Here is a 20811-nt window from a genome sequence, read left to right as displayed (position 1 = left end):
CTCCCCTTTGAATCCTTCCCTCTTCTTTACGGAAATGACTGGAAGATGTTTCAAAGGACTGTCGTTGCTTCGTTTTATAGATTCTTCGCTTTGAATGTATCTCCGCCTTCGATCGTGCCGTTATCAAAGCCTTTTTGGAACCAACGTTCTCGTTGCGCCGATGTGCCGTGGGTGAAACTTTCCGGTACGACATATCCTTGTCCCTTCTCTTGTAACGTATCATCCCCGACAGCATTCGCTGCCGTCAACGCTTCTTCAAGATCGCCTTCTTCGAGCAAGTTTTCGCCTTGCGCATGATGCGCCCAGACGCCGGCATAATAATCGGCCTGTAGTTCGAATCGAACGAGGTACTTGTTGAACTTCTCCTCACTCATTTGCTCTCGAAGTGGCATGATCTCGTCTGACTTTCCGAGTAACGTCTGAACGTGATGTCCAACTTCATGCGCAATGACATAGGCCATCGCAAAATCGCCCGGTGCCCCGTACTTCGTCTGTAATTCGTCATAAAAGCTTAAATCAATGTATAATTTCTGATCACCGGGACAATAAAAGGGACCGACGGACTTCCCTGCTTGTCCGCAAGCCGAACTAACTTGATCCGTATATAAAACGAGCTTCGGTTTTTTATAGGTCTTACCATCTTCTTTGAATTCCTTCGTCCAGACTCGTTCCGTATCCGCTAAGACGACGGAGACGAAGTCCGCTGCTTCTTTTTCCTGTGCTGTTTCTTCATATGTCGTATTTTGCTGATCCCCATCGGTTAGGTCTCCGAGTAATTCAGCTGGATTACCGCCCATCAAGGTGATGACGATCAGCAGGATGATTCCGACACCACCACCGATGCCGGCAATTCCTTTCCCTCCCATTCCTCGTCGATCCTCAACGTTTGAACTCCGTTCTCTTCCCTTCCATTTCATGCGCTTTCCTCCTACTCGTTTCGTTGTAGGTCTTTACCCGAAAGCATTCGTCCGTAACGCTCCGTCTTAGGATGGACGTTCCTTCTCGTATTCATTGCTAAAATAAGTACATCCATTTCTAGGAATATCGCCCTCCTGTAGAGAAGAAGTTCAGCACGGATTTTCGCAGAAAGGAGTTGTCCGATGCACTCGTTCCGTCAACACCTCAAGAACTTCATGCATACGTACCGTAAGGATATCCTTGTCCTATCTGGTATGTTTGTATTCATCCTAATTTATAGCTTCCCGTTGTTTCGTTCCGGTATGGTGACGTTCAGCGATCTATCCTTCGGACTGTCCTCACATCGCTATTTAGAAGAAATTTATGGGGCCTGGAACAACCGCTGGAGCACGACGACGCTTCTGAATATCGCACGACTGCTCTACATCCTACCGTTTTATGTACTCAGTCTATTGTTTGGCTCATCCGGTCCTGTCTTGATCAAGTCATTCATCGTCGGACTGTTAACGATCTCTGCTTTATCGATGTTTGCTTTTACGAAACGGCTCCATTCCGTTTATGTCTCGAAGCACTTTTCTTATCTCTCACTGATTGCCTTCGCAATCGCTGCGTTGTTTTATGCCTTGAATCCGTGGGTGATTACGCGAATTCAACATATCTATTTATTATGTGGCTATTCCGTCTTCCCTTACGCTTTGATGTTGTTCTTCAACATCTTCGACCCGAAGTTTCGGGAACAGCTCGATCCTGGTTTCCGTTTGTCTGATCGATTGAGTCGACGGACATGGATTGATATCACCGGACTATCGATCGTCTTTGCCTTCATGGCGGCGGGGATCCATTATTTTTTCTTCTCGCTGATTTATATGGGAATCATGGTCGGACTCATTTTCCTAAAGACAAGTTGGACGCGTCGCAAAGAACGGATTTGGTCGTCGTTACTGTGGTTTTACGTCCGAGCGACCTGTGCGTTTGGTCTCGTTTTTCTACTATTCAATGGATATTGGTTCTTGATGTACGTCGGCTCGATTCTGACTGGCTCACAAGCTTCACAACACAATATCAATGTCTCTGATACGTTGATGTTGTTCAGCCGCCACTCGAGCTGGACGAACGTTTTATTTTTAACGAGCTACTGGTGGCCGATGTTTGATTTGACGACGTTACCGCTGACGTTTTGGATTGCTGGCGCGATTACACTTTTACTCATCTTGCTAGGAGCCGTCGTCGCGTATCGGCAACCGATCCATCTGTTCTTTAGTCTGCTTGCGATTCCGCTGATCGTCTTCGCGACCGGTACCCATGAACAAGTTGCCGATGCGTTTGTCCTGTTCGTAACGAAGACACCGTTGATTGGTGCGATGTTCCGCGATCCAAATAAGCTGGTTGGTCTCTTAATGGTCAGTTACAGCTTGTTGCTCGCCGTCGGATTGAACGCCGTCTTTATCCGTGCGTCCCGAACGATTCCACTGAAGTTGTACCGGGGCGTCTCGATCGTCGGAACACTGATCGTCGTCGCCTGTTTTTTCCTCCCTTACCGGACTGTCTATATGGAAGGTTTTTATCATCCAGTCAAAATGCCTAAGGAGTACACGGCTATCCAAGAAGAAGTCGATGGGAAATGGTTGCAATTCCCGATTGCAGACGAGATGACGCAACCGAGTACCGGCATCGCGACTCCACGCTGGAATCAAAATCCACGAAAAGGTGGCGAGATCAAGGCAACGGGTGACGTGCAAGTCTATACGTCGGCACACGATACCGTCTTCCATCACGAAGGAGCGTCACCGACGATTGGTTACATGATGACGTTCATGCAATATCTACTCGACACCGGTCGCTCGGAACAAGCCGGACAGATTGCGAAAGCATTCGGACTGAAACAATTCGCTTACCGGGATGAGTACACGGGGATGAAGGACCGACAAGACTTCAATCTAAAGGTTCTACAGGAACAACGTGATCTCGTACAAACGAAACAAGTCGGCTTGTTCACCTTGTTCGACTTGATCGCACCGCTCGACACCCGAACCGTTCCACAATTGATGTTGACCCCTTATGGACTCGAACGGTCAATCAGTTATCCGACACTGGATGGCTACAACCTCGGTCGTCAATCGATTTTGTATGCGACACAAGCACATCAGGATAGTCTCTCTTGGATGAAAAAGGGTGATATCGTTGAGATGGTCGAGGAAAATGATCTTGTTCTCAGTCAGGTACCGGAAGAATACTACTGGAAACCGTTCGATGCGATTGATTCAGCGAATGCCTTCCTGAACTGGGGTAAGACGTTTCTTGCCAATAATGATTGGCGCTGGTATTTACGAACGCAAGGGATGACGAACCCGTCGTTTGACCTCGATTTTGGAGACGGGATCGGTCTCTCGTTTGCTTCCGCCCGGATTGACGCGCCGGTCTACAAATTAGATGGATTAAAGGCGAAGCAGGTCGCCTCCTTTAATTCGATGCTTGAGGATGAGACATTCTTCAAAGCCGATAACCCGGACATCGTCGACTTATCTCCGAATCCGATGTCAAAAGATAATAACCTGCCTGTCCTTCATGCGGAAGTCGCAGAAGGTGATCCGAAATACATCTGGCAAGTCGCAAAATCCGGTAAGCTGCCGGCACGACCGAATAACGCCTACCGCTTTGATATCACAGCGAGCGGTCGCGGTGTCGACCGGCTCCACGTCAAGGTCCGGTTCTTTGATGAGAAGGATCGCGAGGTGAATCAGACGTATGTCGTCGCTCCGCGTGATTCCGGTGATGTCGACGCGATTCACTTGCAAGGTGAATATGTCACACCACGAAACGCAAAGACGATGCGGATTGATCTACTCAGTTTCCAGCGCCCCGAGCGGAAAACGTATTGGTGGGTCCATGATATTAAAATCTTCAGCTATGAGGATTATATGATCCCGAACACGTTTACGATGACGAAAGACCTGCCAGCCGGTCGTTACGCTGGGTTTGCCCGTGTGCTGCTGAACCAAAAAGGTGGACAACTCGATTTAACCTTCAATAAACGAGGCTTCACGATTCCAACTCGACAACGATCCGGTGCTAAACTCGCTTGGGTTCCGATTGGTTCGTTCACGACGCCGAGCGGTCCTGCGACGCTCAGCGTGACGAACACGGAAGGTTTTAATGCCATCCAAAACATCGTTCTGATACCGGAAGAAAAGCTGACTGCTTTACGAAAACGCGTCGATGATACACTCGCTTTCACGAAGACCTTAATGGTAATCGAGGCAGAGACCGGATTCGATTACACCGGTCACTTGCAGTCGGAACGAAACTATCCTGGACTGAGCTTTGGGAAAGGAATCGCTGCGCAACGGGGACGTTTACAGCGTTCAATCGATATTCGTGAAGCGACCGATTATCAACTCCAACTGATGTTGACTCCACCGCCAGGAAACGATGGTCGAATCACTGTCAAAATCCGAGACGGAAAACAGGTCGTCTTCGAACGCGCCTTGTCTCGTGCTGATATTCTAAATGGTCAAAAACACCAACAACAGATCGGTAATCAAACGGTGACGTACGATCCGTTACACTTAGCGTTTCCGTACCGGATGACAGAGTTGAGTGATGTTTACCAAACGTTGTACGATGTGAAGTTATCCGATATCCCTCTCGAGAAGGGACGCTATCAGCTAGAACTATCCTATGCGAGCAAGGTGCCGTCACTCGTCAATTGGAAGGATCTACACAAGTTCGACCCAAACGAGATCGTCACCGATAAAGCCCTCGCCGCTCCGGAAGCGGCAGCGAATTGTGCGACGTGTGTCTCGATCACGGACGATATGTTCGACGCGAGTGAGACTGAAGATGGCTACACGATTGATTACGAGCCGACCTGCTCGTGCGATTGGTATATTTATGCCTCGCAAAAAATGAAGGTGAAACCGAATCACGAATATTTGATCCAGTTCGACGCCGTCAGCAAGAACGTCCGTCAACGACACCTCAAAGTGTATTACCTGGATAAAGATGATCGGGTCATCGGTACGGATTTCATCAATGAAGTCGAAGAAAAGAAAAAGAAGCAGTGGAACCATTACGAACAAATCGTCATTCCACCGAAGAAGACTGTCCGGATGCAGTTGCACATCTGGACGCGCGGAAATGAGAAAAAGGCTGGGCAATTGCGTCTGAAGAATTTAGAAGTGCTACCGTACGATCAACTGATTCTAATCGATCAACTCGTTCTCTCCGAGCAAAGCGATACGCTGTTCGCAACAGAACCTGCCCGTGCGCTTGACGTCGATGCCTCACAGATGGGACGGGATATAAACGGTGATGCGCCACTCGGTCGCTTTACGGTCAATGATTCTCCGACACCGTTATTTAAACTCCAGACAGATCAGGAAGTGATGCGTGGTGACACGGCATTAAATGGCGTCAGTCAGTTGTATCGTTCGAACGAAAAGACGGCACATGTGACCGTCGTGTTGCGTCCGATTTATTACGCCGGACTGACCATCCTCGTCTTAGCGCTCCCACTTAGTATCTTGTTGATTTATTTCATGACAAGCAATCGTGGTCTGGCTATCCGACAACGCCTATTGTCCGTGTTCAAGCAACGTCTTCCTCGTCTGAAACGAAACCAGAAATAGTGTATCGAAAAAGGACAATGGAGATCCCACGGATCCCCATTGTCCTTTTCATTTGACCGGTACTTCCTCTTTTCGGTGGCGCTGATACAGGCTGACCATCGTCTTCAAGAACGCGACGGAATCCTTGACGAGATTGACGTGCGATCCCTCACGCTCGATGCAGGTCACGGGTTGTTGGTAGACCCGTAAGCGTTCTTTTTTCGCTGCATACATCAGCTCTAGATCAATTGCGAGACCACTCTCGACGTGTAGATAAGGCAACAGACGATGGACGACCCGTCGGTTGATGATCTTCAGACCGGTCTGCGAATCAGTTACCCCTTTTGGTAAGAAGAACCGTGTCAGATTTCGTTTTCCGAAGCTCATGAAACGCCGGACGGCTCCTCGATCTTCAATCGTCAAATCCTTCGTCCCGACGACGATGTCATAATATCCTTCCTGGGCGATCGTCAGCAACCGTGCGATGTCTTCGATCCGAAACGAGTTATCCGCATCGACGAAAACATAATAATCACTTGAGACGTTTTTCATTCCCTCGATGAACAGACCGGCCTTCCGTGTATTTTGTTCGACCTGATGTACTTCGAGATATCCGACCGTGAACAACGTATCGGTTGCTTCCATGACGATCGAGCGATACTCCTGTAAGAGTGCTTTCGATCGATCCGATGAGGCATCATCAAAGAAATTGATCGAAGCGTGGATGTAGTCTTCGCTGATGAAGGTCGCAAGCGACTCTAAAAAATCTTTTACATAATTAAAACGTTTCTCTTCGTTAAATATTGGCAATATAAAGGCTATAGTATCCTTTAAAATGGGATATTCAGGATGAATGATATGCTGGATTTCAGCAAATAATTCATTCGGATAGGCTGGTCGGTAAGAAAACAGACGAAGCATCCCGTCTCCTTGAACCGTATGATACGGGAAATCTCCCTTTAAACGAATCGCTTCTTTAATCAACAAGATTTTCGAGCGTGGACGTACAGTTCGAATCTGATTGGCGATCGCAAGTTCCTCTTCCCGCGTCTTATAGTCGACGACATACAACAGAATCTCGTGTTCTTCCGCTTCTTGAATTTCAGTGCTAGCGATCTGTTCGAACGAGGCAGGACATCTACCAGGTTGTGTATAAAACAAAACTGGATAATAGGAAATCAATGATTCGTATGGAATATGCCGAGAGTGATCGGTGAAAACAGCAATATGTCCTTGACTCATAAGTTTCATCCTTTCCGTAAAACAGCTCTGACTGATGGGAGGTGGCTCCATGACAAGTTTCATTCAGCGACATGCCGTCCTGTTGATTTTTCCGATTCTCGATGTAGCGTTGAATCTCGTGAACTATGCCTATCATTTACTATTAGCTCGTGAGCTTTCTAGTGCCGTCTACGGATTACTGAATGCTTATCTAGCTTTCTTAGGTCTTCTACTCATCATCGGTGGCGCTTTACAATGGACCGTGACACGGGACTACAGTCAACAGAAGACAAATGATTATCAAAAGCTCCGTTTTCGTATACTGGTGGTTACAGGATGCTTTTTACTTATTTTACTTTATGCATTACCTTATTTCCTGCCGTTTACCAAAATAAACCTACTAATTGTTTATTTCATCATCGTGTTTCATATCCTTCTCTCTTTTCGTCGTGGTGTCTTACAAGCGACCGAACGCTTCTATGCCCTGAACCTCTCGTATTACATCGAATCCGTCGTCAAAGTCCTAGCCACCTGGCTTTTGATTCAACAAACGAACGTCAGTTATGCACTGTTGTTCATCTTGGCTGGCATGATCGCGTCCTATCTATTAAGTCTGATACAAGTCACGTTCCCGGTTAGTAGCGGGCGTATTCATGCGAACGGACTCGTCCATATGATCCATACACAGGTCGTCATGACACTATTTTTCACTCTCGATAGTCTTCTCGTCACCCGTTACTTCCCGCAATTAGCCGGAGATTATTCCGTTGCCTTACGGTTTGGTCAACTCCTGTTGTTCGTTGCGTTATCACTCGCCCAATTGTTGTTGCCACGCTTAAGTCAAAAAAGTCAGGACGAAGCCTTTCTTCTTTGGGAGCGTCGCTTTTACCGCATCTTGTTAGGTGGACTCGCTCTTGCAGTTTTGGTGTACTGGACGATTGTTCCTTACCTGATTCCGATTTTATTCGGGAGCGGCTACGACATGGCAACCCATTACATCAAGTATATGGTTTTCGTTTATGTTGGTATCACTTTGATTCAATACGAGGCACTCGTCCAGTTTTCCCTACATCGAACTGGTTACTTGAAAGGCTATTGGCTGATTCTGATTCTGTTCGTCCTTGTCTTGACGACGTTTCACTCGACCGTCGAGATTTGGTTGCTCGCACAAGCAGGTGTCTTTTTACTTGGTGCTCTGATTTTACGTTTCACCTTACCTCGGCACCCCGATCCCGTGAAGGAGGCATAGCATGAAACCCCATCTACTTTTTTTATCTTGGCGCGATATCAAACATCCGAAAGCCGGTGGCGCAGAAGTATTCACACACGAGATGCTCCGACGTGTCAGTGATGAGTATGAAATCACTCATTTTTCTCCCGCATTCGAAGGCGGACACGATGTCGAGTACTTGGACGGAATCACTTATATCCGGAGAGGTACTGCGCTTTCCGTCGTTCCGCTCGCCTTTTCTTATTATCAGTCGCATGCTGCGACGATTGATTTAGTCGTCGATCAGATGAACACGCATCACTTTTTCACACCCTTGTATGTTCCATTAGCGAAACGTGCCCTCTTCATTCATCAACTGACACGTGAAATCTGGCAAATCAATGTTCGTCCTCCGTTTTCATACGTCGGCGAATGGACGGAGACACCGCGTCTGCAGCTGTACCGGACCGGTCGCGCGTTGACGGTCAGTCAGTCCACGGCAGACGATCTACTTGCTGTCGGCTTCTCCAAGGACGACGTGACGATTCTACCGGAAGGTCTCTCCTTTACCCCATGGAACGAAGAAGACTGGAAGCCAAAAGAAGCACATCCGACTTTTTTATACGCTGGACGGATGTCGGCCTATAAAGGAATCAATGATGCACTCCAAGCTTTCGTCATCGTTAAACGGGAGTATCCTGACGCTCGTTTCTGGGTTATCGGAAAAAAAGACGAGGCGTATATCACCGAGCACCTTCATCCAATCGTCCCGGAAGAGATGCGTGACGCCATCACCTATTTTGGATTCGTCAGTGAGGAAGAAAAGCTCGAACGGATGAGTCGCGCGACGGCGCTCCTGTTTCCTTCTAAACGAGAAGGTTGGGGTCTGACGGTCAGTGAAGCGGCGGCCGTTGGCACACCGACGATCGTCTATGACGCACCTGGACTACGCGACGCCGTCCAGTACGGCATGACTGGTTACATGGCAAAGAGTCAGACCCCGGGTGCACTCGCTGCCGAGATGCGCGCCTGCTTACGTGACCCGGAAGAATACGAAATGATTCAAGCAGCCGGTCATCGTTTCGCTCAGACCCTGCACTGGGATCACACAGGTCAAGCGTTTCGAAACTGGTTGCAACGCGAATTAATACCCATCGCACTAAAGGAGGATTTTTCATGATTGGAATCGCTATGTCCACATACGAAAATGAAGCAATCATCATGGAAACGATCCGCTCCCTTCAGGCACAACAGGCTTCTTTCCTTTGTGTCATCGCGGATGATGGTTCGACCGATTCGACCGTCGCGACGATGCGTCAATTGACCGCAAATGATACGCGATTCGAAGTACTCGCGCTACCGCACGGTGAACGAGGTATCGCCCGCAAGACTGCGATTGATCGCTTAAAGCAACACGATGTCGAATTTCTCTATATCATTGATTCCGATATGGTACTTGAAGAGCAGTTATTGAAAAGCTGCCTCTTGTATCTCGAGGCACATGTAGAGGTCGGGGCACTCGTCATTCCCGAACGCGCGTACAGTGATTTTGATAATTACTTCAGTCAAGTGAAGGTCTTTGAGCGTAACCTGTTCAACGTCCCAACGGATCAACTCGACACGCATACGATGGAAGCCGCGCGCTTCTGGCGGCTCGAGGCGTACGTCGCCTCGGGCGAGATTGATCCGACGCAAATCAGTTTCGAAGAGACGCAGCCGACGATCCGTTATTTAGAACAAGGCGGAATCATTCGCCGTGCGACGTTCACTTACGTACACCACAACGAAAAGCAGGTCGAATTAAGTGACCTGCTTCGAAAGAAACGCTATTACTTTGATGTCATGCCTGCGACGCTCGACGCAGAACAGGGTGGCTTCATGAAAGCCTTACGACGTTGGTATTTCTTCCGTCCCGTTCTCTATCATCAGGCTAATTTAAAAAAATATAGTCGTCATCCACTATTGACCGCTGGTGTCATCTACATGTACTTGCGTCTTAGCTTTATTGGTGTAGAATCTCTCTTCTTCAAACGGGTTTCGTAATGCTTCCGACGACTGATTGATACAAGATGTAGGTACCGAACTGCGTAGGGAATTCTAAACGCTGTATTTGATCTTCTTCACGCACCTCTTGTTCGGAGTGATTAATGATTAAAGAGCGTTGACTAGCAATCGTTCCGTCTTCAAAAAATAAACAATACGGACGATCTGAACTCAAAAGCACGCTCTCAAAATGGTTGACCAAATTACGTTTCCGTTGCTTCGTCTCGACGACTTCATCACCAATTTTAGTCATGATAGAGAGTATTCGCTCATCAATTTTCAATGGTTTCGTCATCATCCGACTGACGTTTCCTGCGTTCACAGCCGCCAGCAACGTATGGACTTGCATATAGTCCGTCAAGACGATTTGTTTCGTTAACGGCGCCTGTTGTTTAGCAGCACGCAACAGCTCGACACCATCCATTTCTGGAAGTCGAAGTTCCGTCAGTAAGACATCAACGTCGGAATTGCTGAGTTGTTCCAATGCCTCTTCTCCTGATCCTGCTTCTTGTACGTCTTGTCCCGCTGCCAGTAGTTTACGACGTAAAATCCGTCGTGTCGGTTCATGTGAGTCAACTAATAGATAAAGTGCCATATGCTATCGCCTCCGTTTTAAAAAGAAAGGATGGTCGTCAATGTATATTCTTTTACTATCAGGTGGATCCGGAAAACGGCTTTGGCCGCTCTCGAACGATTTGAACTCGAAACAGTTCTTAAAAATCCTGGAAGATCGCGATGGCAATAAACAATCGATGATGGAACGCGTCTTTCAGCAGCTTCAGGAAGTCGGTCTGGACGACCGGACTGTCATTACGACGACGAGTTCACAAGTCGATGCAATCGAAAATCAGCTAGGCTTCCGTACTTCCATCATTCAAGAACCGTCACGTCGCGATACGTTCCCTGCGATCATGCTTGCGACAAGTTATCTCGCAGAACGAATTGATTTAGAAGAGACGATCATCATCATGCCGGTCGATCCTTACGTTGAACTATCGTTCTTTGAACGCTTCGAGCAACTGGACCAAGCCGTCCAAGAACATCCGGATGCACTTCATTTAATGGGGGTCGAGCCGTTACATCCGACATCAAAATATGGCTATATCATTCCGCAGACTTCCGAAAATGTGTCCATCGTCGATCGCTTCCAAGAGAAGCCGACTGTTGAAGTCGCGAGTGACTTAATCGAACAAGGTGCACTATGGAACTGTGGTGTCTTTGCCTGTCGCCTTGACTTCTTGATGCAGTGTCTAGAAGAACAAGCTGTGCCGACGACATTCGAGGCGCTCCACTCGAACTATGATGCATTAGAAAAGACGTCATTTGATTATGCGGTTGTTGAAAAGACCGATTCTTTATTCGTTCATCGGTATGATGGTTACTGGAAAGATCTCGGAACATGGAATACATTAACGGAGGAGATGCCGCATCCGCTTCATGGAAACGCCCGGATGCTCCATTCGAAAAATACGCATATCGTCAATGAATTACAGGTTCCGGTCCTTGGAATCGGACTTGATAACTTAATCGTGTCGGTGAGTCCAGATGGTGTCCTCGTTGCGTCCAAAGACGAGACACCTGCCTTAAAAGAATATTTGACGGATGACACTTTGCCACCACAATTTGAATGGAAACGCTGGGGCTATGCGACGATTTTACATCAACAGCAACTAGAGGACGGGCGTTATGCCGTGACCCGACGGCTGCATATCAAGGCGCATCAACAAATCAGTCATCATTATCATGCGCATACCGACTCGACATGGAGCATCTTACAAGGTCGCGCTGAGGCACTGATCGATGGTCAGTCACAGCAACTCGGACCAACTTCTGTCGTGCATATCCCACAAGGTATTCCGCATACGCTGACCACACTAGAAGATTTGATCATGATTGAAATTAAATACTCGATCGATTGGACGGAGCAAGATAACTATCCGCTCCCAACCTCGATTCGTTCCAAACCATGATGTTAGAAAGGGCACCTCCTATCGGTGCCCTTTCGTCTGCTCTAATCTAAAAACACTTCACTCGTCACGAATGTGACGGATCCCGCTATTTCGTAATCTCCCGCTCGACGCGGTACAAAGAATTGTTTTCCTTTCTGTAAGGGAATCACGCGATTCCCTTGCCGCGCTTCTCCTTTACCTTCGATGACAGTCAACAAACGAAAGACTGGATGATCATGTAATGTATATCGACCGATCACTTCATGACGGATCACCGTAAAGGAAGGTACTTGAAGCAACTTCGTCATGACACCCCCTTCCTTGATGATCGTCTCTGGTTGGTTCGTCCACGGCTCATCTGGAATCGTCGTGACAGCGATTGCCTTCTCAACGTGCAATTCTCTCGGTTTCCCGTCATCTCCTAATCTGTCGTAATCATATAGTCGATACGTTCGATCGCTCATCTGTTGAATCTCAAGAAGAACGATGCCTGGTCCTAGAGCGTGGATCGTACCACTCGGAATGTAATAGAATTCGCCAGGTTTAACTTTTTGATGCCGAAGTGACGTCTCCCAGTCCTTTTCTTGAGCGCACCGAAACAGGGCATCTCGTGATTGTAGATTGTGACCAAGAATGATTTCTGCCTCTGGTGCAGCCTCTAAGATATACCAGCACTCATTCTTGCCGTATGGTTCTCCTTCTAGCCGTCGTGCCTCCTCATCGTTCGGATGGACTTGAACGGATAAGTAGGCGGACGAGTCCAGAAATTTTACATGAAGCGGAAAGGCATCCAGCAGATAATCACCGAATAATTCTGTCCGTTTCGTTTGCCATAATTCATCTAGCGTCTTCCCCTGATCAGGTCCATCTAAGAAGTACGTCCGCCCACTCGCGTGAGCAGATGCTGTCCAACATTCTCCAATTTGTCCTTCTGGTAACTCAAACTGAAACAACGCCTCTAAACGTCGACCGCCCCAAATTCGTTCTTTGAAAATTGGTTGAATGGCATACATATCGACGCGGACTCCCGATAGACTAGGAGCGACGCTTCACCTCCATCTATACGTTTGGTTACCTCTTTATACCCATTTTTATGTCTATATTATCCAAATAAAACAGATTGAATCATAAAAAAACCAACTCTTAGTGCATCACTAGGAGTTGGTTTTCGTACAGTTTGCTAGCTCTTTTATTGTTCGAGGTAATCGATGATCGTCTGCGGATCAACGCGTTTTGTATAATCCGATGGTACTTCTGCGAAACGAATCACACCGTCCGTATCAATAATGAACGTCGCCGGTTTCGGCAACTGCCAATCCTCATTTCCGTTGTGCTTCGCTACATCGAGTCCCGATGCCTTGTAAATCTCGATCAAGTAATCTGGCAGGTCGAACACGAGATCAAATTGGCTTGATACATGTAAATCAACGTCACTCAAGACAGGGAAACTTAACGCATTCTTATTTGCTGTCTGTTCAGCAAAATCAGGTGTCTCTGGACTGATCGCAACGACGGTCGCTCCCTGAGCACGAATTCGGTCGATTTCCCGTTCATACGCGCGAAGTTCGAGATTGCAGTATGGACACCAGCCACCCCGGTAGAATGTTAAGATGACAGGACCTTGCTCGAGTAATGTCTCGATCGCCACAGACTTGCCAGATACATCGGGTAACGTAAAGTGTGGAATCGTATCACCGACACCTAGACCTTTAGCGATACCAGAAGCAGCCAGCTCAGCTGTCGCTTCCGCCATCAACCGTTGTTTCTCAGCAGGTGCCTTTTGTCGGAATTCCGATTGATACTGTTTGATTTCTTCGAGTAATCGTGTCATGTGTTCTCCCCCTTTATTGCTGTATAGAATAACAGGGAGATTACTCGTTTGTCTCTTCTGACGACTCTTCTGCCTTCTTCCGGAATCGTTTCACGAACCCCATCAGTTGTTCCGGTGTCAGCTCGAGCTTATTCTCATAGACATATTTTGTTCCATATCCGAGTGCAAGGGTGGCGGTCGAAGCAACGCCCGCGGCAATGACGGCACCATACCCCGGAACGAGCTTCGCCATTTGCCGAAAGGCGGTTTTTCCGGAGTTTCCGACGATCGTCACGACAAGCAACTCCTTCGCACTCTCCTTGGATAACTGTCGTTCGTACAGATTCGATAACTTGAGCATCAAGCCGATTTGAATTGAAGTCAATGGAATGATATCAGCTCCCGGGAACGGTACGGCACCAATCGCACCTGCGGCTGTTCCGGCACCCACAATCCAGTTGTTGGCGATCTTGCCACGAACGGTCGGATCCATCTGACGAACGAACACATTATCCTTGTCGAACTTTTTTAAGATATCGAGGACCTCCCGACGGAGCCGATCAATGTTCGTTCCTTCTCGTGCTGATACGGGAATGATTTTGGGTCCTGGTAGTTTTTCTGCAATATGCTGAACGATCGTGTCGACATCATCCGTCGCATCCATCTTCGTAACGACGATCAAGACATTTTGGTTATGTTGATAGATCTTACGGAAGTTTTTCGTCTCCGTCTCAGATAAGACGGTACCTGCCGCATTTAAAAAATAAAGGATGACATCGGCACTTTGATAGTACGTCCACGTCGCTTCCGAGTTCTGTGTATTGGCATCATTCAATCCTGGTGTATCGACGAAGATGACTTTATCTTCCGGATGCTGCCTTACTTGATCAATCCGGACCGTTTCACCCGGGCGCGCTCCGACCGTTGCGACTTCACGACCAAGAATCGCGTTCAAGGTCGAGGATTTTCCCGCATTGACATCTCCGATCAAGGCAACCGTCACGTCCTGCTCCAGCGATTGATTGAAATCCCGTCGCTCCGATTCAAACGACTGATCAAAGATTTCCTCCAGTTTGCGTTTCCGTTTTTGCTGATTGGTCTCAAGTCCTTCACCAAAAAAATCATCCATTGTGATCCCTCCCCCTTCTTCTGCTGTCTGTCTTTTCCCATTATCCCTTGCTTTCAACACAAAGAAGGCAAGGGAACATTGTGTCCACTTGCCGAATTTTAGAGATATGTGCTGCGTCGCTCGAGCAATACCGTATCGCGCCATCTGCCTCCGAGCCGACCAATTCGCTCTCGGCGACCGACTTCCCGAAAATCAAAACGTTCATGAAGGCGTAGACTCGCTTGATTTTCCGGAAAGACTTGCGATTGCAACGTCCAGATTCCGGCTGCTTCACTTGCTTGAATGACGTCGTCCATCAAGCGTGTGCCGACACCTTTACCGCGTGCTTCTTCCGCGATATAGAGGCTGATTTCAGCGACACCAGCGTATGCCGGAATCGAAGAGAATGGACTTAACGCGACCCAGCCGAGCAATTGCTCGTCTTCAATCGCAACGAGACGACTGTGTTCATGGTGATGCCTCGTCCATTCTTCGTACGGTAATGCCTCCGTGCGAAACGTCGCGTTCTCCGTCTTTATCCCTTGTTCGTAGATCCGAACGACTTCTGGATAATCCGATTCTTTCATTAGTCGAATGTGCATGGTGTCTCCTCTATTCGTTCTATCATCTCATCAAGTTTTATACTTCTAATCGCACTGCCATTTCCCGACCGAATCGATCCCCGTGGTCGATGAAACCGAGGCTCGCATACAGACGGTGTGCCGCCTGATTATCCGGTCGATAGCCGACGACGATTCGTTTCGCTGCAGGTAACACGCGCATCTCGTCAATCACAGCTTGCATCGCCAATCGTCCAATGCCGTTCCCTTGTTGCGCTTGATCGATCATGATGCGGTAAATCCAGTAGCCGTCGAGTTCTTCTAGCTCCGTGTTATACATCACAAAACCAACGACGGCTTCACCTGCAATGATCGCCCGAAGGACAAGGCTAGGTTCGAACTTCGCTTGCGCGATTGAATAGACGTTCGCTTCCATGAAGTCTTGCTGTTCTGCTGTCAGTGTCAGCTCACAACACGCTTCCCAGTTCTCTGCTGTTACCGGTACAAGTTGAATCATGTTCATTTCCCCTTTTAGTTAGACGGGAGTTCCCTCCAGCGTCTGTTGATCACATCGTTGCACAGTGATCGCCCCCTTTCCTTCTCTCTCCTATCGGTTGGTTTAATTCATTGTTGAAGAACTGCTGCGTTTTCAAGCACCGCAGGTAGTTCGGCTAACGACGTAATCGTAAACGTCGGCTTGATATCCGTCGCTGATTTTCCTTCTGGATTAAACCAACATGTTGCGATACCGGCTTGATTGCCACCTGCGATATCAGCTGACAAGGAATCCCCGACGATGATCGTTCGCGCTGGGTCGAATTGCGGAATTCGCGCAAACACATGATTGAAGAACCCTGCCATCGGCTTTTGAAAACCCGTCTCCTCTGAAACGAAAATCCCTTCAAAGAAGTCCGTTAATTCGGCGCCCTCGAGCCGTGCGCGTTGCGTCTTCGAGATACCATTCGTGACGACGTACATCGTGACGTTTCCGGCTAGCTGCTCAAGCAGCGCCGTCGCACCCGGAATCAATTCTGTTCCTTGTGCGAGATAGCCGCGATACGTTTCGTCAACTTCTCGTCCGTCGACCGTCCGTCCTTCTTCCGCGAAGAACGTCACGAACCGTGAGTGAATGACTTCCTCGCGTGTCACCTCACCTCGTTCGAGTGCTTTCCAAAGCGCTTGATTGAGTGTTTTATAGCGCGCTTCTCGCTCCGGTGTCCACTGCAAATCTTGTTGCTCGAGCAGGCGGCGAAAGGCAATCCGTTCCGTCGCTTCAAAATCGAGTAATGTATGGTCAATATCGAATAATACCGTCGTGTAAAACATAGTCAAGCTCCTTTTCGTACGTGTTGTACAGTCGTTGTTTTCCCGCCCAGTTGAAATAACAGCACGCCACCACCAATCAATAGGACACCGAGTGCTTTCGTCCACGTAAACGGAACGGTCTGTAAACCAAACCAGCCGAGCGTATCCCAGAGTAAGGCAAACAGGATTTGTGATACCATGACGATCGAAATCGCTCGACTCGGTCCGAGTTGTTGAACGCCTTGCGTCACACAGAGGACGACACCGACACCAATGATCCCGCTGAACCAAAACCAGGTTTGTGCCTCTTTTAGTGCAAACAGTTGTGATCCTTCGACGATCAAACCAATCGTCAGTGAAGCGAGGAACCCGAGTCCAAGGACTAACGTCGTCGTCGCCCAAGCGCCGACGTGTTCTTTGACTTTTGCGTTAAACGTATTTTGAATACAGACGAGCATGCCCCCACAAAGGGCAAGAATGATTCCTGTAACCATATCACACCTCTTTCATTCGTAAATGCTTTCTCCAACGCGCTCCATCAATCCGTCTCGATCAATGATTTCAATCGTATGCTGCGTCCGGCGAATCAATCCGTCGTCGACGAACTGGCGTAAGACACGATTGACGTGACGATAACTCGTCCCGATCAAATCTGCCGCATCGACGAGTTCCTTACTCGCAAAAGCATCCGTATTAGGTGTCATCGACAACAAATAACTGGCGAGCCGGACTTCGACCGGGTACAACAGATTGAAGCTGAGCGTATGTGATTTCAATTCAAACTTTTTCGTGATCGTCTCGAGTAAAAATAATAGAAAGGCAGAATGATGGATACGTGCTTCTTCCAAATCCGGATAGGCAATGCGTAAGACGGTCACTGGTGTCACTGCCTCGACCGTGTTCATCAAATCAATCTTTCGGACGAACTCAATATCGCCGACGAGATCAAACGGATGTTTAAAGGACAACACGAGACGTTTTCCCGTTGCCGACATATGCGTGATCTTCAATTTCCCTTCGACGAGCAGGTAGAGTTCATGCGCAACATCGCCTTGTCGGCATAAAGCCTCACCCGGTGCGAACGTCTGGATGTGCATCGCCTTGCGTAGTGACCCATCAAAGACATGCATTAACTGATACCGTTCCAAATAGGTCACAATGTCCGTCACTTCTTCTCCTCCTTAGCTCTTTAAGATGAAGATGCCTGCTACCATCATCAAGATGCCGATGATCTGCGGACCCCGCAGTCGACGTTTCATGACGCCGAACCAGCCTCTTCCGTCAATCCAGAGTGCCAGCGCTAATTGCGCCAATAAAAAGAGCGAAATCGTCAAAGTCACGCCCATCCGGTGGACAGCCGTCATGTTGCTGAATAATATGATCGCCGCAAAGGCTCCCCCTGCCAGATAGAGCGGTTTGACACGTCGCATCGCTGAAAAACTGCGATCCCGTAAGACGATTGCTAAGAGGATCGCAACGATGAACCCGGTCATCTGGGTGATCGTCGCCGCTTGCCACGTCCCGATCGTTTGACTGATCCGGGCATTAGCGACACTTTGAAGCGTTAAGAAAAAGCCACCCGCAATCGCAAATAAGACACCACGCATGTGCATACTCCTCTCCTGTTCCATGATACTTTCATTTAACGAGAGTCCATCTGATTTGAACAGGACATTTGTCCTGAGATATTTAGAAGTTCAGACTTTATGTTGACTAAAAAGGATTTCATATAAAGCCAAGTATATCAAAAAAGCGATTCTTCTCAGCAAGAGAACAATCGCTTTTGGTGTAAATGATTTATGCTTCTTCTTCCAATCGTTTAATCGCTTCATCTAGTTGTTCCTGATCCTCTTCCGACAACTTCGGATATTGCGGATCAATTTCCTTCAAAACGTCATTCATGACTTCGGTGACGATATAGCGAGAATACCATTCGTCATCTGCCGGCAAGATGTACCATGGTGCATACGATGTCGACGTCGCCGAGACGAGTTCAGCAAAAATCTCATGGTATTCGTCCCAGTGCTTGCGTTCTTCAATATCACTGAACGAGAATTCAAAGTTTTTCGTTGGATCCTTCAGACGAGTCAATAATCGTTGCCGTTGCTCTTCTTTTGAGACATGGAACAAAAACTTGACGACCCGGAAGCCGTTCTCGACGAGATAGCGTTCAAAGTCATTGATTTGGCGATAGCGCATCTGCCAGACATCTCCGTCATCCGGCTTTTCCTCTTCCTCTAGCAAATCATGGATGCGTGGCGCAATGACTTCCTCATAATAGGAACGGTTCAAGATGCCGACTTCGCCTTTTTCCGGTAGTCCTTCGTGGATCCGCCATAGATAGTCGTGTTTTTGCTCCGTATCCGACGGTTTTTTGACGGAAATCGTCCGGAGTCCTTGTGCGTTCAAGTTAGAAAAGATGTAGCTGATTGCCTCATCCTTCCCCGCTGCATCAATCGCTTGCAGGATGACGAGGACGCCGTTCTTCTCTTCGGCATGTAAACGCCAGTGTAACTCTTGTAAGGTCTCGACACTTTTCGGAATCCGCTTCTCTCGCAATTCCGCTTCCGAAATCTCATGTTTTTCTGATGTCGGGTAATTCGAAAACGAGACTTGCTCGCCTTCCTTGACACGATAGGATGACAGTTTCATGGTAGGGCTCCTCCTTTAATTGCTTCTAAAGGGGGTTTACCCTACTCGTTCGTCCTGAAAACGTTCAGATGAACTTATCTTTTCAAAAGGAGACGGACTCCATCTTCTAGCGTCGTCACAGGACGACCGAGTAATTCTTCAAAATCAGTACTTTCTACTGCCAGAGTTCCGGCCGCGATATCTGCCTGGATACCCGTCAACATTGGAATCAAGAAGTCAGGTAAGCCAGCTGCTTGCATCCGCTCGCCATAGGTCGCGCTATCTACTTCATCTACAGCGACCGATCGGTTAAGTACTGTTCCGACTGCATTCGCGAGTTCTGCTTGTGTATGCAACGGTCCAGAGAGTTCATAGATCGCTTTTGGATGCTCGAGCGTCAGTCCCGTCGCAATCGCTAGCGCATACTCCTCTTGTAACGCCCATCCGACTTTGCCTTCACCTGCTGCTGTTAACCAGTCTGCACCTTGTGCGACGGCATCCATCGTTCCGAGTTCATTTTCGAGATACCAGTTGTTGCGGAAAAAGACATACGGGATACCTGTCGCTTGAATCGCTTCTTCTGTGACCCGATGTGTTCGCGCAAGTCCGTTCGTGCTGTGTGCCGCATTAGCGATGCTCGTATAGCCGATCAGCTTGACGCCTGCCGCTTGTGCTGCCGTGACAGCGGCTTGGTGTTGCCGGATCCGTGTTGCTTCTTCACCGTCCGTCGAGATGATCAGCAGACGATCGATGCCTTGAAACGCGTGTCCGAGTGTTTCTGGCTGATCGAAATCACCATGCCGGACGTCGATTCCTTGCGCTGCAAGCGACGCTGCTTTTTCAACGTCACGGACACTAACCGCTACATGTTCGTTGCCGACTTGTTCACTGAGATGTTGCACGATGCGCGCACCTAATTTTCCGGTTGCGCCTGTAATTAACCATTTCATGATGAAACCACTCCTTTGAAGTTTGATGTTGTTCTTCATGATACGCCAGGTGATACACTAAAAAAAGTAGGCACTTATCTGAAACTAGGTCCCTCAAAACGAACCAATGGGAGAGGATGAACGTGGCTGTATTTGATTCAACGACCAATCAACGGACGGCTTGTCCAGTCACTCGGGTCCAACAGATGGTCGCTGGCAAATGGAAGATCATCTTGCTGTGGCACCTGACACACGGGACGCATCGTTTTCATGAACTGCAACAATTAACAGGTATCTCTAAAGGAACATTGACGCGTCAGCTTCGCGAGCTCGAGGCGGATGGTTTGATTCAACGACACGTCTTTGGCGAAGTTCCTCCTCGCGTTGAATATTCACTGACGGATGCCGGACATAGTTTTTTACCGATTCTTGACCAAATGGCAGCTTGGAGTGAGCAGCACTTCCAGGGGAATGATCGTGAGTAACAAAAAAACATGCGCTTCTTCTCAATTTAGAAAAG

20 protein-coding genes are annotated in these 20811 nt (G+C 48.2%); 6 read left to right on the top strand and 14 right to left on the bottom strand.

Going from position 1 to position 20811, the window contains the following annotated elements; all coding sequences use genetic code 11:
- Positions 1–74: 74 nt before the first annotated feature.
- Complete coding sequence (ypfJ, locus tag NOM72_RS11560; protein WP_255999210.1) at positions 75–917, bottom strand: KPN_02809 family neutral zinc metallopeptidase; 843 nt, start codon at positions 915–917, stop codon at positions 75–77.
- 183 nt (positions 918–1100) lie between these two features.
- Between ypfJ and NOM72_RS11555 the strand changes: the two genes are divergently transcribed.
- Positions 1101–5546: a polysaccharide biosynthesis protein gene (locus tag NOM72_RS11555; protein ID WP_255999209.1), complete on the top strand. Its 4446-nt coding sequence runs from the start codon at positions 1101–1103 to the stop codon at positions 5544–5546.
- Between the two features lie 48 nt (positions 5547–5594).
- On the opposite strand, the gene NOM72_RS11550 is transcribed toward NOM72_RS11555, so the two are convergent.
- Entirely contained in the window at positions 5595–6767 is a 1173-nt protein-coding gene (locus NOM72_RS11550; protein WP_255999208.1) for a glycosyltransferase, read from the bottom strand.
- A gap of 49 nt (positions 6768–6816) precedes the next feature.
- Between NOM72_RS11550 and NOM72_RS11545 the strand changes: the two genes are divergently transcribed.
- From NOM72_RS11545 to NOM72_RS11535, 3 genes are read left to right on the top strand one after another with little or no spacing between them, the layout of a single operon-like run.
- Complete coding sequence (locus NOM72_RS11545; protein WP_255999207.1) at positions 6817–7995, top strand: MATE family efflux transporter; 1179 nt, start codon at positions 6817–6819, stop codon at positions 7993–7995.
- A 1-nt stretch (position 7996) separates the two neighbouring features.
- The gene (locus tag NOM72_RS11540; RefSeq protein WP_255999206.1) at positions 7997–9136 is read left to right on the top strand and encodes a glycosyltransferase family 4 protein; all 1140 of its coding nucleotides are present in this window, start codon (positions 7997–7999) and stop codon (positions 9134–9136) included.
- The gene (locus tag NOM72_RS11535; RefSeq protein WP_255999205.1) at positions 9133–9999 is read left to right on the top strand and encodes a glycosyltransferase family 2 protein; all 867 of its coding nucleotides are present in this window, start codon (positions 9133–9135) and stop codon (positions 9997–9999) included. Before NOM72_RS11540 ends, NOM72_RS11535 begins: the two co-directional genes overlap by 4 nt.
- On the opposite strand, the gene NOM72_RS11530 is transcribed toward NOM72_RS11535, so the two are convergent.
- Positions 9983–10594 carry a response regulator gene (locus NOM72_RS11530; protein ID WP_255999204.1) on the bottom strand — a complete coding sequence of 204 codons (612 nt, stop codon included), beginning with the start codon at positions 10592–10594 and terminating at the stop codon, positions 9983–9985. The genes NOM72_RS11535 and NOM72_RS11530 overlap by 17 nt on opposite strands.
- A gap of 40 nt (positions 10595–10634) precedes the next feature.
- On the opposite strand from NOM72_RS11530, the gene NOM72_RS11525 reads away from it, so the two are divergent.
- Positions 10635–11969, top strand: coding sequence for a sugar phosphate nucleotidyltransferase (locus NOM72_RS11525; RefSeq protein WP_052017228.1), 1335 nt, complete (start codon positions 10635–10637; stop codon positions 11967–11969).
- Between the two features lie 41 nt (positions 11970–12010).
- Here the strand turns inward: NOM72_RS11525 and manA are convergent, their stop codons facing one another.
- From manA to NOM72_RS11470, 11 genes are all read right to left on the bottom strand, one after another.
- Positions 12011–12961, bottom strand: coding sequence for a mannose-6-phosphate isomerase, class I (gene manA, locus NOM72_RS11520; RefSeq protein ID WP_023466696.1), 951 nt, complete (start codon positions 12959–12961; stop codon positions 12011–12013).
- Between the two features lie 176 nt (positions 12962–13137).
- Positions 13138–13779: a peroxiredoxin-like family protein gene (locus NOM72_RS11515; RefSeq protein WP_255999203.1), complete on the bottom strand. Its 642-nt coding sequence runs from the start codon at positions 13777–13779 to the stop codon at positions 13138–13140.
- A gap of 40 nt (positions 13780–13819) precedes the next feature.
- Entirely contained in the window at positions 13820–14887 is a 1068-nt protein-coding gene (locus NOM72_RS11510) for a YcjF family protein (RefSeq protein ID WP_035399298.1), read from the bottom strand.
- 98 nt (positions 14888–14985) lie between these two features.
- A complete protein-coding gene (locus NOM72_RS11505; RefSeq protein WP_255999202.1) occupies positions 14986–15468 on the bottom strand; it encodes a GNAT family N-acetyltransferase in 483 nt (160 codons plus the stop codon).
- A gap of 37 nt (positions 15469–15505) precedes the next feature.
- On the bottom strand, positions 15506–15943 hold the full coding sequence (locus NOM72_RS11500; RefSeq protein WP_370688698.1) for a GNAT family N-acetyltransferase: 438 nt from the start codon (positions 15941–15943) through the stop codon (positions 15506–15508).
- Positions 15944–16050: 107 nt separating this feature from the next.
- Positions 16051–16752: a YjjG family noncanonical pyrimidine nucleotidase gene (locus tag NOM72_RS11495; protein ID WP_035399304.1), complete on the bottom strand. Its 702-nt coding sequence runs from the start codon at positions 16750–16752 to the stop codon at positions 16051–16053.
- Positions 16753–16754: 2 nt separating this feature from the next.
- Positions 16755–17225 carry a DMT family transporter gene (locus NOM72_RS11490; protein ID WP_023466690.1) on the bottom strand — a complete coding sequence of 157 codons (471 nt, stop codon included), beginning with the start codon at positions 17223–17225 and terminating at the stop codon, positions 16755–16757.
- A gap of 12 nt (positions 17226–17237) precedes the next feature.
- On the bottom strand, positions 17238–17900 hold the full coding sequence (locus NOM72_RS11485; protein WP_255999200.1) for a Crp/Fnr family transcriptional regulator: 663 nt from the start codon (positions 17898–17900) through the stop codon (positions 17238–17240).
- A 12-nt stretch (positions 17901–17912) separates the two neighbouring features.
- On the bottom strand, positions 17913–18338 hold the full coding sequence (locus tag NOM72_RS11480) for a DMT family transporter (protein ID WP_023466686.1): 426 nt from the start codon (positions 18336–18338) through the stop codon (positions 17913–17915).
- Positions 18339–18528: 190 nt separating this feature from the next.
- Complete coding sequence (locus NOM72_RS11475) at positions 18529–19383, bottom strand: PPK2 family polyphosphate kinase (protein ID WP_050676896.1); 855 nt, start codon at positions 19381–19383, stop codon at positions 18529–18531.
- 74 nt (positions 19384–19457) lie between these two features.
- Positions 19458–20312, bottom strand: coding sequence for an SDR family oxidoreductase (locus NOM72_RS11470; RefSeq protein WP_255999199.1), 855 nt, complete (start codon positions 20310–20312; stop codon positions 19458–19460).
- Positions 20313–20434: 122 nt separating this feature from the next.
- On the opposite strand from NOM72_RS11470, the gene NOM72_RS11465 reads away from it, so the two are divergent.
- Positions 20435–20776, top strand: coding sequence for a winged helix-turn-helix transcriptional regulator (locus NOM72_RS11465; protein WP_255999198.1), 342 nt, complete (start codon positions 20435–20437; stop codon positions 20774–20776).
- The last annotated feature ends 35 nt before the right edge of the window (positions 20777–20811 follow it).

The sequence above is a fragment of the Exiguobacterium sp. LL15 genome, assembly GCF_024436095.1.
GTDB classification, from domain to species: Bacteria; Bacillota; Bacilli; order Exiguobacteriales; family Exiguobacteriaceae; genus Exiguobacterium_A; species Exiguobacterium_A indicum.
This window is presented reverse-complemented; position numbering and strand designations above follow the sequence as displayed.

Excerpts from the sequence above, each read along its gene's own strand:
- ypfJ (WP_255999210.1), bottom strand. The coding sequence starts at position 917 with ATGAAATGGAAGGGAAGAGAACGGAGTTCAAACGTTGAGGATCGACGA.
- NOM72_RS11555 (WP_255999209.1), top strand. The coding sequence starts at position 1,101 with ATGCACTCGTTCCGTCAACACCTCAAGAACTTCATGCATACGTACCGT.
- NOM72_RS11550 (WP_255999208.1), bottom strand. The coding sequence starts at position 6,767 with ATGAGTCAAGGACATATTGCTGTTTTCACCGATCACTCTCGGCATATT.
- NOM72_RS11545 (WP_255999207.1), top strand. The coding sequence starts at position 6,817 with ATGACAAGTTTCATTCAGCGACATGCCGTCCTGTTGATTTTTCCGATT.
- NOM72_RS11540 (WP_255999206.1), top strand. The coding sequence starts at position 7,997 with ATGAAACCCCATCTACTTTTTTTATCTTGGCGCGATATCAAACATCCG.
- NOM72_RS11535 (WP_255999205.1), top strand. The coding sequence starts at position 9,133 with ATGATTGGAATCGCTATGTCCACATACGAAAATGAAGCAATCATCATG.
- NOM72_RS11530 (WP_255999204.1), bottom strand. The coding sequence starts at position 10,594 with ATGGCACTTTATCTATTAGTTGACTCACATGAACCGACACGACGGATT.
- NOM72_RS11525 (WP_052017228.1), top strand. The coding sequence starts at position 10,635 with ATGTATATTCTTTTACTATCAGGTGGATCCGGAAAACGGCTTTGGCCG.
- manA (WP_023466696.1), bottom strand. The coding sequence starts at position 12,961 with ATGTATGCCATTCAACCAATTTTCAAAGAACGAATTTGGGGCGGTCGA.
- NOM72_RS11515 (WP_255999203.1), bottom strand. The coding sequence starts at position 13,779 with ATGACACGATTACTCGAAGAAATCAAACAGTATCAATCGGAATTCCGA.
- NOM72_RS11510 (WP_035399298.1), bottom strand. The coding sequence starts at position 14,887 with ATGGATGATTTTTTTGGTGAAGGACTTGAGACCAATCAGCAAAAACGG.
- NOM72_RS11505 (WP_255999202.1), bottom strand. The coding sequence starts at position 15,468 with ATGCACATTCGACTAATGAAAGAATCGGATTATCCAGAAGTCGTTCGG.
- NOM72_RS11500 (WP_370688698.1), bottom strand. The coding sequence starts at position 15,943 with ATGATTCAACTTGTACCGGTAACAGCAGAGAACTGGGAAGCGTGTTGT.
- NOM72_RS11495 (WP_035399304.1), bottom strand. The coding sequence starts at position 16,752 with ATGTTTTACACGACGGTATTATTCGATATTGACCATACATTACTCGAT.
- NOM72_RS11490 (WP_023466690.1), bottom strand. The coding sequence starts at position 17,225 with ATGGTTACAGGAATCATTCTTGCCCTTTGTGGGGGCATGCTCGTCTGT.
- NOM72_RS11480 (WP_023466686.1), bottom strand. The coding sequence starts at position 18,338 with ATGCGTGGTGTCTTATTTGCGATTGCGGGTGGCTTTTTCTTAACGCTT.
- NOM72_RS11475 (WP_050676896.1), bottom strand. The coding sequence starts at position 19,383 with ATGAAACTGTCATCCTATCGTGTCAAGGAAGGCGAGCAAGTCTCGTTT.
- NOM72_RS11470 (WP_255999199.1), bottom strand. The coding sequence starts at position 20,312 with ATGAAATGGTTAATTACAGGCGCAACCGGAAAATTAGGTGCGCGCATC.